Origin of the sequence: Kribbella sp. NBC_00709 (assembly GCF_036226565.1) — a bacterium.
In the GTDB taxonomy this organism is placed as follows: Bacteria; Actinomycetota; Actinomycetes; order Propionibacteriales; family Kribbellaceae; genus Kribbella.
Genome location: NZ_CP108996.1, coordinates 7015249 through 7027926, shown reverse-complemented (window position 1 = coordinate 7027926; position 12678 = coordinate 7015249). Strand labels below are relative to the sequence as shown.

At 68.0% G+C, this 12678-nt stretch carries 8 protein-coding genes; 4 read left to right on the top strand and 4 right to left on the bottom strand.

The window, feature by feature from the left end; all coding sequences use genetic code 11:
- Window positions 1–35: 35 nt before the first annotated feature.
- On the top strand, window positions 36–3407 hold the full coding sequence (locus OHA18_RS34315; protein WP_328999509.1) for a beta-N-acetylglucosaminidase domain-containing protein: 3372 nt from the start codon (window positions 36–38) through the stop codon (window positions 3405–3407).
- Here OHA18_RS34315 and OHA18_RS34310 read toward each other — a convergent pair.
- Together OHA18_RS34310 and OHA18_RS34305 are read right to left on the bottom strand one after the other, a co-directional pair.
- Window positions 3392–3868, bottom strand: a complete 477-nt coding sequence (locus OHA18_RS34310; RefSeq protein ID WP_328999508.1) for a ribonuclease H family protein — start codon at window positions 3866–3868, stop codon at window positions 3392–3394. The genes OHA18_RS34315 and OHA18_RS34310 overlap by 16 nt on opposite strands.
- A 9-nt stretch (window positions 3869–3877) precedes the next feature.
- The gene (locus tag OHA18_RS34305) at window positions 3878–4777 is read right to left on the bottom strand and encodes an AraC family transcriptional regulator (RefSeq protein WP_328999507.1); all 900 of its coding nucleotides are present in this window, start codon (window positions 4775–4777) and stop codon (window positions 3878–3880) included.
- A 72-nt stretch (window positions 4778–4849) separates the two neighbouring features.
- On the opposite strand from OHA18_RS34305, the gene OHA18_RS34300 reads away from it, so the two are divergent.
- The 3 genes from OHA18_RS34300 (at window position 4850) to OHA18_RS34290 (ending at window position 10440) form a co-directional block, all read left to right on the top strand.
- On the top strand, window positions 4850–6208 hold the full coding sequence (locus OHA18_RS34300) for an FAD-dependent oxidoreductase (protein ID WP_328999506.1): 1359 nt from the start codon (window positions 4850–4852) through the stop codon (window positions 6206–6208).
- Window positions 6209–6313: 105 nt separating this feature from the next.
- Window positions 6314–9562: a hypothetical protein gene (locus tag OHA18_RS34295; RefSeq protein WP_328999505.1), complete on the top strand. Its 3249-nt coding sequence runs from the start codon at window positions 6314–6316 to the stop codon at window positions 9560–9562.
- Window positions 9563–9813: 251 nt separating this feature from the next.
- Window positions 9814–10440: a hypothetical protein gene (locus OHA18_RS34290; protein WP_328999504.1), complete on the top strand. Its 627-nt coding sequence runs from the start codon at window positions 9814–9816 to the stop codon at window positions 10438–10440.
- Here OHA18_RS34290 and OHA18_RS34285 read toward each other — a convergent pair.
- The gene (locus tag OHA18_RS34285; protein WP_328999503.1) at window positions 10402–10707 is read right to left on the bottom strand and encodes a DUF2461 family protein; all 306 of its coding nucleotides are present in this window, start codon (window positions 10705–10707) and stop codon (window positions 10402–10404) included. The genes OHA18_RS34290 and OHA18_RS34285 overlap by 39 nt on opposite strands.
- A 10-nt stretch (window positions 10708–10717) precedes the next feature.
- On the bottom strand, window positions 10718–12646 hold the full coding sequence (locus OHA18_RS34280; RefSeq protein ID WP_328999502.1) for an acyl-CoA dehydrogenase family protein: 1929 nt from the start codon (window positions 12644–12646) through the stop codon (window positions 10718–10720).
- Window positions 12647–12678: the final 32 nt, after the last annotated feature.

Genomic DNA, 12678 nt, shown 5'->3' with positions numbered 1-12678 from the left:
TAACTAGCTGGAACCGCCCTGCCCAAGGAGTCTCGATGCGCCTGCTCCTGTCCGCCGTCAGCCTGCTCGCCTTGACCTCCCCACTCGCACTGGTCGCGCCCGACGCAACCGCAGGACCTCCGGCGAGCCCGACCATCACACCCACACCACAGCAGGTCGTCCAACGCAGCGACGGCTTCCCGATCACTCCCGTCGTCGGGTTGGTTCGTACGTCGCGATCCGACCCGGACGCCGAACGGGTGGTGCGCGCGGCCCTCGCCAGCGCCGGCGTGAAGACCGTGCGCACCACGGACGGCACCGATCCCGGCACACCGACGACCATCTGGCTGGGGCGTACTGCGTCCGTACTCTCGGCGCTCCAGGTCCAGGACAGCACCGGGTTACCCGCTGAGGGCTATGTCCTCGCAGCTGGACGCGATCGGAAGCACCGCGCTCAAATCGTGCTCGACGGAGTCGACGGCGACGGCACGTTCTATGCCGCGGAGTCGTTCGCGCAGTTGGCGCGGCGGAACTGGATGCCGGGTGTCGCGGTCCGGGACTGGCCGACGATGCGCTACCGCGGCTCGATCGAAGGCTTCTACGGCACGCCGTGGTCGCAGGCGGACCGGCTGGACCACCTCGACTATCTCGGCGCGCACCGGATGAACACCTACGAGTACGCACCCAAGGACGACCCGTACCACCGCGAGCAATGGCGCGATCCGTACCCGGCGGACAGGCTCGCGCAGCTCGGCGAACTGGTGACCCGCGCACGGCAGAACAAGGTCGACTTCACCTTCGCGCTCTCCCCCGGGCTGTCGATCTGCTACACCTCCGAGGCCGACTTCCAGGCGTTGATCGCCAAGTTCGACGCCTTGTACGACCTCGGCGCGCGGTCGTTCAACGTCCCGCTCGACGACATCGACTACAACACCTGGCACTGCGACGCGGACCGCGCGAAGTACGGTACCGGTGGTGAAGCGGCTGGTCGGGCGCAGAGCGATCTGCTCAACCGCGTGCAGCGGGAGTGGGTCGAGTCCAAGCCCGACGTCGCGCCGCTCCAGATGGTGCCGACGGAGTACTACAACGTCAGCGAAACGCCGTACAAGAAGACGCTGCGGGAGCAGCTCGACAGCGCCGTCGTCGTGCACTGGACCGGAGTCGGAGTAGTTCCGAAGACGATCACCGCGGCGCAGGCGGCCCAGGCGAAGGCCGTCTTCGGCCACGACATCCTCATCTGGGACAACTACCCGGTCAACGACTACGCGGCCGGCCGGCTGCTGCTGGCGCCGTACACCGGACGCGAACCGGGGATCGCCGACAACGTCGTCGGCGTGATCTCCAACCCGATGAACCAGGCGGCGGTGAGCAAACTCGCGCTGTACTCGTTCGCCGAGTTCGGCTGGAACCCAGCGCGGTACGACGCGACGCCTGTCTGGCTGCGGGCGATCGCCGAACGCTCCGGTGGCGATCGACGCACGGCCGACGCGCTCCAGGTGTTCGCCGACCTCAACACGTACGACGGGACGCTGCATCCGGAGAGCGCGCCGGTCTTCGGCGCGGCCGTCGACCAGTTCTGGCAGCGTTGGCGCGCAGGACAGCGCGCCCAGGCGATCGCCGGGCTGCGACCGCGAGTCACCGCGATCGTCGCGGCACCGGGCACGATCCGTCGCGGTGTGGTCGATCCGGCCTTCACCGCGCAGGCGGAGTCGTGGCTCAAGGCAACAGAACTGTGGGGGCAGGCGATGAGCCGTGCCCTGGACCTGCTGTCCGCGCTCGAGGCCGGCAACGGTACGGCGGCGTGGACCGCGCGCCAGCAGCTGAGCGCGCTCGTGACGCAGGCCAAGGCCATCCGGGACAGCCGGGCGCCGCACGACAGCACCTACCCGCGGGTCGGCGAGCGAGTGGTCGACGAGCTGATCGCGGAGACCGGCCGGGTGTACGACCGCTGGCTCGGCGTGACACCGGGCAAGTCGGCGACGACCAACCTGGGCACGTATCAGGACAATGTGCCCGCGCGCATGGTCGACGGCGACGAGAACACCTTCTACTGGAGCAACGGGACGCCCGGTCCGGATTCGGAGGTGCGAGTCGATCTCGGCTCGTCGGTGCAGATCGGCGCGATCGCCGTACTGATGGGCAAGTCGGCCAGCCCGGACGACTACATCCACTCGGGTGCGCTGGAGTACTCGGTCGACGGCACGCAATGGAACGAACTCACTCGCGCGACGAGTGCCGAAGTACGGTTCACAGCCCCGGCCGGGACTGTTGCACGCTACGTCCGGTACCGCTCGTTGACCGCGAGCGACTTCTGGCTCGTGGTCCGTGAGTTCTCCGTGGAGACCGTCGGCGGGCAGACGACGACGTTGACTGTTGGTGGTACGCCGGCTCCTGCAGCGGGTTCGTCGTACCAGCGCGCCGTGGACGGTGATGTGGAGACTGCATACGTGCCTGCCACCGCGCCGAGTGCGGGTGATGCGTTGGTGGCTACGTTGTCGGCACCGCGCTCGTTGTCTCGGCTGACCGTTCTGCAACCGTCATCGTCGGTGGGCTCCGCGGACGTCGAGATTCAGGTCGGCGGTACGTGGAAGCGGGTCGGGAGCGTTTCGTCGGCGTACGCCGAGGTGAAGGTCGGTGACCTGCTCGCCGAGGCTGTGCGGTTGGTGTGGAAGGGCGGATCGCCGGCCGTCGCCGAGCTTGTCCCCCTCTGGACCGACACGCCACTAGTTGCCCTGAGCACCAGTGCCGATCGGACCGACGTGGTCCGCGGTGCGCCGACCAGCGTGGTGATCAACGTCTCCGCCGGCTCGCGCGCCGACGCAGCCGGCCGCCTCCACATCGGCGCGCCTCCAGGCTGGACTCTCGAGGCCCCCACCAAGCTCACCGTGAAACGCGGCCTGAGCCAGTCAGTGACCGTGAAGCTGACACCACCCGCCGACGCAGCCTTGGCCGACGTGGACATCCCCGCAACGTTCACCGTTGGCAGCAGTACGACGACCGCAGTACTCCGGGTCGCGGTCCGGCCGCGTACGTCCGCCACGAACATCGCGCTGTACCGCCCAGTCGTTGCCTCGAGCACCGAACCGGGCACGACCTTCACCGCGGACCTGGCAGTCGACGGCGATGTAGCGACCCGCTGGGCCTCGGGGTACGACGACGCGTCCTGGCTCCAGGTCGATCTGGGCTCCACCACCCACCTGGGCAAGATCGTCCTCCGCTGGGAGGCCGCCTACGGCTCCGCTTACCAGATCCAGGTGTCCGACGACGCGACCACGTGGACTACGGCCGCGGACGTGAGCGCCGGCGACGGCGGTACCGACACCCTCTGGTTCGACGCGACCGCCCGCTACGTCCGTCTGCAGGGCGTCCACCGCGCCACGCAGTACGGCTACTCGCTCTACGAAGCTGAGGTCTATCCGGCAAGCTGAGAGGCGGCGACGGCCAACCCGTCCACGAAGTCGTTCATTTCGTGGCCGGAATGCCCTTTCACCCAACGGAATGCGACGTCGCCGCGCTCCGTCACCAGGGTCACCAGCGGCTCCCACAGGTCCTGGTTGGCGACCGGCTTCTTCGCGGAGGTCAACCACCCGCGCTCGAGCCACCCGACGTACCAGCGATCGCGGAAGCAGTTGACGACGTACGTCGAATCCGAGACGACCAGCAGCGGGCCGGCATTCGCCCGCACGGCTTCGAGTGCGGCCCGGATCTCCATCCGCTGATTCGTGGACGGAGCCTCGTGCCCGGAGTCGTACTCGCTCGTCGACAACGCCCACGCCCATCCACCCGGCCCGGGGTTGCCCGAACACGCGCCATCGGTGAACACCGACCGCGCGTTCGCGGGCACGGTCATGTCAGCCGGACGAGGACGACGAGCACGAGCAACAGGCATCCGAGAACCCTACACGGCGCTCCTCCTGAAGCGTCCCGGCGTCGTCCCGACGGCCTGGGAGAACGCCCGGGCGAACGCCGACTCGGAGTGGTATCCGACCCTGGTCGCGACCGTCGCGACCGTAAGATCGCGGTTGGCCAGCAGGTCCGCCGCGGTGATCATCCGGACGGTGGTGAGGAATTCGCCCACCGTGCTGCCGGTGTGCCTGGCGAAATGCCGCAGAAAGGTTGCCCTCGACATCGTCGCGATCGCGGCCAGTTGCGCGATCGGCCAGGCGGCGCCCGGCTCCCGCAGTACGGCGTCGATCACCCGCGCGATCCGGTGATCGTCGACAGCCGTCCACAACGCCGCCGTACCGAACTCGCGGTTGGACTGCCTGAGCACCATCGCGAGCAGCGCCGTACAGATCGATGACAGGATCGCGGCCGCCCCCGGCCCGTCGCCCAGGGCCTCCTGCCGCATCAACGCCGTCATCGAGCGGACCGCAGTACCGTCACCGAACGACACCACCAGCGGCTCCGGCAGACTCTGCAGGAACAGGCTTCCGGACGCCGAGCGGAACGTGTAATGACCGCAGAAGAGGTCGATCGTCGCGTGGTCGTCGTCCTCGGTGCGAATGGTGTCGAAGGTGGCGCCGGGCGTCTCGGCGACGGTCCGGGTCGCCTTCCCACCCTCCGTACGGATCCGGTGCGACGGGCTGCTCGGCAGCAGGACCGCGTCGCCCGCGGCCAGAGCGATGCTGCGGTCGCCGACCTCCAGCGTGCACTGGCCGTCGAGCAGGAAATGGAACGCGGCCTCGGACGCGCCGTACGGCGCCACGTCCATCACCGTGGCACCGGCCAGAAGGCAGCGCTTGTCCAGCCGGGCCTGCACCCGGGCCAGTTCGAGGAGATGACTGATCGAATCCATTGAGACGCTCGCGAAGAAAATTGAGACCTGGACAGCTACTGCGGATCACCGCTACGGACGAGACTAGTCCCCATGGACAACACTCTGCGCGCCGACGTCGTGGTCATCGGTTTCGGCAAGGGCGGCAAGGCTGCCGCCGCGACCCTCGGCCGGCTCGGCAAGCGCGTCGTACTGATCGAGAAGTCGGATGAGATGTACGGCGGGACCTGCCCCAACGTCGGCTGCGTGCCGACGAAGGCACTGGTACACCACTCCGGCAACCGGCGCCCGGACGATTCGCCGCAGGAGTGGTTCGAGCACGCCATCGGTCAGGTGCAGGCGCTCACCACTCTGTTCCGGGCCGGCAACTACGACGCACTCAACGACGCTGACACGATCACCCTGCTGACCGGGGCTGCGGCGTTCGTCGATCCGCACACGGTGGTAGTCGGAGACATCACGGTGACGGCCGAGACCATCCTCATCAACACGGGGTCGGCGCCGGTGATCGCACCCATTCCCGGGCTCGCGGCCAGCACCCGCCTGGTCACGAACGTCGGCCTGATCAAGAACACCACCCTGCCCGGACGGCTCGCGGTGATCGGCGGGGGCTACCTGGGAATCGAGTTCGCGTCGATCTACCACCGGTTCGGGTCCGGAGTCACCGTGTTCGAGTCGTCGGCGCGGATCCTCGGGCGCGAGGACGACGACGTCGCTGCCGCGGCCGAACAGATCCTCACCGACGAGGGCGTCGACATCGTCGCCGGAGCGACCGTGCTCGAGGTTCGCGACGGTGCGGCCGACACCACCATCGTCTACGAGAAGAACGGCCGCCGGCACACCCTCGTCGTCGACGCCGTGCTCGCCGCGACCGGCCGCGCGCCCGTCACGGACGGCCTCGACCTCGAGAAGGCCGGCATCCGTACGACGTCGCGTGGCGCGATCGAGGTCGACGAGCACCTGCGGACCAGCCAGCCGCACGTCTTCGCGCTCGGCGACGTCAACGGCGGACCGCAATTCACCTACATCTCCCTCGACGACAGCCGGATCGTGCTCGACCAACTCGTCGGAGAAGGCAAGCGCTCGACCGCGGACCGGGTCGCCGTACCGGCCACGCTGTTCATGTCACCGCCGCTCGCGACGATCGGGATGACCGAGAAGGAGGCGCGCGCCGCCGGGCACCGGATCAAGGTCGGCCGGCAGAACGTCGCGGACATCGTCGCGATGCCGCGCGCTTACATCGTCGAGGAGACCCGCGGCCTGATGAAATTCATCGTCGACGCCGACACCGACCAGATCCTCGGCGCCGCCCTCCTCAGCGTCGACGCCCAGGAACTCATCAACACCGTCGCCCTGGCAATGCGCCACCACATCCCCGCCGCCGACCTCCGCAACACCATCTACACCCACCCAAGCTCCACCGAAGCCTTCAACGATGTCATTCCCCGCTGACTTGCGAGGCGTATCAATTGGCTGATCTGGCGCCTCTTTAGAGATGAGAAGGATCATCTCGGGACGGTCGGCGCGAATTGGCGCCGGCGAACGGAGGCGCGGCAGATGGCGAATCTCTTTGGTCCGCCGGCCGGCGGACTCGATGCGCACACGAATGTCGCCTTCCACTATTGGCAACGGGTGCTGGGGCTCATCGCGGGCGCCGGCGTTTTGGTGCTCCTCGCAGTACTTCTGCGTCGCGGAGACAACACCTGGTCGCAATCCGTCTGGGTCACTCTCCTCGTGATCGCCGCGGTGCTGGGCGTGGTTGTTCTGCTGTCCGCGTCAGCCAAGCGGGTCCGGCGCCTCTGGTTCTTCGCACTGCGTTGGGCGGTACTGATCCTGGCGGCGCTTGTCGCCACACACTTCGCGGACGCTGCGAGTCTGAAGGGTGCAAAGAAGTCGATCGTCGAGATCGAGCTCGCCGGCCGTGCCCCGGTGTGGACCGACTGCGGGTGCGAGAGCGCCTTCAGGACAGCCGTCCATCAAGACTTCTGGTTCATCTTGTCGTACGTTCTGCTGCTCGGTCTGCTGGCGTTGTGGGCCGGCGCATACTTCCGCCTGCCCGCGCTGCGCCGCGCACGGATCGCTGTCGCCATCGCCGTCGTTGTGGCCGGCGCACTGGACGTCGTCGAGAACATCCTGATGCTCAACGCGGGAACGTCGGACGGACCTTGGCAGTTCGTCGCGGTCTGTGCGTGGGCGAAGTTCGCCTTGCTGCTCGTCGCCGTCGTGTACGTCGTGGCCGGGGCCTTCGCTTGGTGGTCGACGCCGCGCTGGGTCCGGCTCGCCTCGTGGGCGCTGCCCAAGTACGCCCGCGAGGCGACCGGCGAGACTCCGAGATCGACGCCTGCGGAGGAGGTGGCCCCATCCGCCGCTGGCACCCAGACGGTACGCACCGCCGCGCCGCCGGGGGTCGCGCAGCACGGCATCGCTCTGTCCGGCGGTGGCATCCGGGCGTCGTCGATCAGCCTCGGCGCGCTCCAGGAACTCGAAAGCAAGACGCTCAGCTGGTCCAACGCCCGCGCGGTCACCGCCGTCTCGGGCGGAGCGAACATGGCGGCGGGCTGGAGCATCGCACGGTCGAGTTACCGGACGGCTGATGGCGGGAACCCCGATCGAGTACCGCCCGGCGAGCTCGACCCCGTTCCGTGGCAGCAGCAGACGAGCGGATGGCTCACCCCCGAGGAGCGCCACCTGGTCGACAACCTCGGCTACCTCGGATCCAGCCAGCCCCGGGGATCCGACACCGACCCAGCCGCGGCAGATGCCACCAGGAACGCGGGCGACCAGGCTCAGAGCAAGGCGTCGTACCGTCCGGCGGTGTTCGCAACCGTCATCGCCGGGCTGACCGTCAACGTGGTGGTGTTGTTCAGCATGCTCTGGGCGATCACACGGCCCATCGGCTGGGGTTTGCGCAGCCTCACAGGCCAGGACGGCACCCTCGGGCGGAACGCGATGCACCAACTGGTGAATGAACACTCGCTCGCGCTGCCCGGGATCATCTTCCTGGTCGTCGGATTCGCCATTCTGATGCTCTGGGTGCTGGCCGGCCGGGTTCTCGTCAGCCCTGCCCAGCACCACGGGTGGGCGCGGGTCTCGTTGCGGACACTGAAGCGCGCGGCGTACGCCGGGATCGCTCTGGGCGCCTCGCTCGCACTTGCCATCTGGGCCTTCGTCGAACTGGTCGGCGCGGTCGCGTACCTGTCGTTGCCCGCGGTGATCGCCACGGCCGCTGCCAGCGCCGGCGTGATCGGCTCGGTGGTCCGCATTCTCAGGAAGCCCGCAGCGCGGTTCGCGCCCATGCTCGGCGGGTTTGCCTTCCTCGTGGTCGCGCTAGGCCTTGCGGCGCTGGCGACGTGGAACGCGGCGAAGCAGGGTGTGAGTTGGTCTTCGAACGATCTGATCACTTGGCAGTCCGGCTGGAACTGGATCGCCGCACTCTTCCTGTCGGCAGTCGCACTCCTGGGGCCCAGCCCGGAAAGCTGGTCGCTGGCGCCGTTCTATCGAGGCAAGTTGCGGCTGGCCTACGCGACGTACCGGACCCGGTACGACAGGGACAGGCAACCTGTGCACCCGTACGAGAACGACAACGTCGCCGTGACGAACGCCGAGCGGGAACCGGGGCTGTTCGCCTTCAACCGTCACGACGCCGCGGAGCGCACGCCGCTCGTGGTGTGTACGACGAGCACGGTCACCTCGCGCGCGGTTCGCACCCTCTACGGCACTCCGGCTCTCAGCGTCACGTTCGACCCGGAGCGGACTACCTTGCATCTGCCTCAGGACGGGCGCGGCAACACGCTCCAATTCGCCGCGTCCACGCGAGTGCTCGACCGGCTCGGCAACAGAATGCGCAAACGGATCACAACGATGATGGCGGTCGCGATCTCCAGCGCTGCGGTCTCTCCGGCGATGGGACGGTTCCGCATCGGGCCGACCAGCATGCTGCTGACCTTCTTCAACATCCGGCTCGGTGTCTGGATCGCCAACCCGCGTTTCATCACTCAGCTCGAAGCCGCCGGTCTGCAGGACAAACTCCGGCTGTCGTACCCGCACACCGGACTCGGTTATCTGTTCAAGGAGTTCTTCGGGATCCACGACCTCGACGACCCCTACCTCTACCTGACCGACGGCGGGCACTGGGAGAACACCGGACTCGTCGAGTTGCTCCGGATTCCCGAAATCACCGAGATCGTCTGCGTCGATGCCGACTCCGGTCCGGGCGACGCGACGAGCTCGCTCGGCAAGGCTATCGCGATCTCTCCCAGCGAGTGCGACATCAGGATCGACATCAGCCTCGACCCCCTGCGGGCTGCTCCCAGCGGTTCACGAGTCCCGGCGTACTCCCCGCGGACCGTCAACATCGGGTTCTTCACCAAGGGCGCCGCGTCCTTCACCGACCAGACCCGCGTCGGTGTCCTCTGGTACGCCAAACCCGGTCTGGCCAAGGAGATGCCCGCATCCCTGCTCGCATTCCACGAGCGGTACCCGAGCTATCCGAGGGAGTCGACGCTGAACCAGTTCTTCGACACCGCGAGCTTCGTTGCCTACCGCAACCTCGGCCGCTACAACGCCCGGCAGATCCTGCTCGCCCGCCGCAGACTACGCGAGGCCCTCACCGAACTCGTCGCGATCGCCGACTCTGCACAGCTCAAAAAGCGCCTGTCAGCCATGGCGTGCGCCCGATCCGCCCACTGGGCCATCATCGAACTCTCCCGCGCCGCCCACAGCGCAGCCATGCCCGACTCCCCCAGCACCGCAGACCTGGTCGCGGCCTACTGCCGCGCCGTGAGCGTCTCCCTGGTCAAACCCTAGTGCCTCGTCAACCAACGTTGACGACGTAATCCCCCCAGCCCTCCTCCGCCTCGGTCTCCACCCAACTTTGAGAAGCCACCGCCCAGTTCCAGCACGGAATTGTGGTCGGTGGCTTCTCAAAGTTGGGTAGAGCACCGGCGAGACAGACCGCAGGACCAATCCGGCCGGCCGGACCCCGAGTGATGGATTAGGACCTGAACGTTCCTTGGCGAGGCACTAGCCACTGTGAATCGGAGAACGGCGGTCTGCGTATGAGCGGAAAGCAGCGGGCGAAGGTGTTGTTGCGTCTCGACGGGGCGAGCACCAAGCAGCAGAGTGATGACATTCGGGTACGCCGCGGGACGAGTGTCGAACTGGACGCCAACAACCCGTCGGCAACGTGGGAATGCGACGGCGTCGACGTTGCTTCCTCGGGCGGCGTCGCGGCGATCTCGTCGATGGATTCCCGCCGATCGGGGACCTACGTTGCCAAGAACGCGGCAGGCGACGAGCTGGGCCGGGTCAAGGTGTACGCGTTCTCTGCGGTCAAGTCTTTGATCGTGGTGGTAGCGCTGTGGCTTCTGCTCACGGTGGTTCTCCTGTGCTGGGGATTTGCGGCTCGATCGCCGGGCGACGGCAAGCAGGACGGCTCTACCAGTAACGGCCAGGTCGCGCCGGCCGCGTGCGCCCCCGCGGATCCCGGGACGAGCAAGCCGCTGGCGACCGTGGCGGCCAGAGGGGATCCTGCGATCAACATCCCCTTCGGTCGCGGCCGGAGCAGCGTTCAGCGCATTCGTGGCCGCCGCCACCGCCGTCACCGCCGCGGGCTCCGACCAGAGCGCCCTCAGCAGCAGCCCCACCTAGCGCGGTTGCGCCACGTTCTTGAGCAGCCAGTGTGACAGTGGGCGTAGTTGGGTGAAGGCGGCTAGGACGTGGTCGGCTGCGGCGGGGGTGTGGATCCATTCGTCGCAGCCGACGGGGCGGGTTGCGATGAGGGATTTGTGGCGGAGCAGGTTGGCTCGTGGGTGGTCGGCGCGATGGCCTCGGAGAGGTCGCTTGAGGAGGTCGCCTGTGATCGTGAAACCGTCGCGCTCGAGGTTTCGGATGATGGTGACGGGGCGTCGGCCGGGACCGGGGTCTCCGGGTCTCTCGAAAGCCCCAGTCACAACGTGCAGGTTAGCGGTAGCGGCGGGCCTTGTTCTCCGTCTTGGACTCGCCGGGTTGCCATTCGGCGATCCACGGGCCTGTTCCTTCGGACGGGTCCACGATTCCGTCCTCGAGCCAGCTGTGCTTCCCGTCGAGCACCTGCCGGGACAGTTGTCGATCGGCGTCGTCGGTGTTGCTCCACAGCTGCTCGAAGAGGTGGTCGACCCGGAGCCGCGCCTGCTCACAGAACACCGTCGCCAGCTCGTACGCCGACTCGCCGCGCGCGGCATCCCGCTCGCGCAGCGTTTCGGCCCGCGAGCAGGATGCGGCCATCGCGAACAGCTCGGCGCCGATGTCCACGATCCTGCCCAGGAACCCCTGCCGGTACTCGAGCTTCGCCTGCCACCGGCCCATCCCGTAGAAGGTCTGCCGCGCGAGCTTGCGCGACGCCCGCTCGACGTACCGCAAATGCTTGCCGAGCGCCCCGAACTCACGGTACGACCTGGGATCCGTTCCCTTGCCGACGGCAAGCTGCGGAAGCCATCTGGCATAGAACCCACTCGCGTTCACCGCGGCCTTCGCCTTGGCCTGGAGATCGGCGTCGGGTGACGCGAGGTCACCGGCCGCGGACAGGTGCGCGTCGACCGCCTCCCGGGCGATCAGCAGGTGCATGATCTCGGTCGAGCCTTCGAAGATCCGGTTGATCCGCAGATCGCGCAGGATCTGCTCCGCCGGCACCGCGCGTTCACCTCGGGCCGCGAGCGACTCGGCGGTCTCGTACCCGCGTCCGCCGCGGATCTGCACCAGCTCGTCGGCGATCCGCCAGGCCATCTCGCTGGACCACAGCTTGGCCAGCGCCGCCTCGATCCGGATGTCCTTGGTCCCCGCGTCGGCCAGGTTCGCCGACAGGTCGAGCACCGCCTCGAGCGCGAACGTGGTGGCCGCGATGAACGAGATCTTCTCGGCCACGGCCGCGTGGTCGCCGATCGGCCGGCCCCACTGGACGCGCTCGGCGGACCATTCCCGCGCGATCTTCAGGCACCACTTGGCCGCAGCCGTGGTGGTGGCCGGGATGGACAGCCGCCCGGTGTTCAGCGTGGTGAGCGCGATCCGCAGACCGTCGCCCTCCCGTCCCAGCCGGTTCTCGACCGGTACCCGGACCTGGTGGAAACGGGTCACGCCGTTCTCGATCCCGCGCAACCCCATGAAGGCGTTGCGGTTCTCCACCGTGATCCCCGCCGCGTCGGCCTCGACCACGAACGCGCTGATGCCACCCCGCCCGCCGTCATGCTTGGGTACGCGCGCCATCACCACGACCAGCTCGGCGATGACCCCGTTCGTCGTCCAGAGCTTCACCCCGTCCAGCAGGTACGCCGTACCGTCGTCGGTCGGTGTCGCCGTCGACGCCAGCCGGGCCGGGTCCGAACCCACATCGGGCTCCGTGAGCAGGAACGCGGTCACCGCACCGGCAGCGCAGCGGGGCAGGAACCGCTGCTTCTGCTCGTCGGTCCCGAACATCTTCACCGGCTCCGGCACACCGATCGACTGATGCGCCGACACCAGCGCGCTCAGGCTCGGATGCACCGAGGAGACCAGCATCAGCGCCTTGCCGTAGTACGACATCGGCAGGCCGAGGCCGCCGTACCCGGTCGGGATCTTGATGCCGAACGTCCCCAGTTCGGCGAGCCCTTGCAGGTACTCGTCCGGGATCTTCGCCTCCCGCTCGATCAGCAGCCCGTCGAGGGTCTCGCAGTACGCCGCCAGCCGCGCGATGAACTCCTCGCCCCGGGCAGCGTCGTCAGGGGCGACGGCGTGCGGTTGCGGGTGGATCAGCGACAGGTCGAAGTCGCCGAGGTACAGCTTCTTCGCGAAGCTCGGCCGGGCCCACTCGGTCTCCCGCGCCGCCTCGGCAACCTCCCGGGCCTCGCGTTCGCCGACCTGCCGCGTCGTAGCCGTCACGGGTATCCCTCCTCGCCTGGGAACTCCTACTA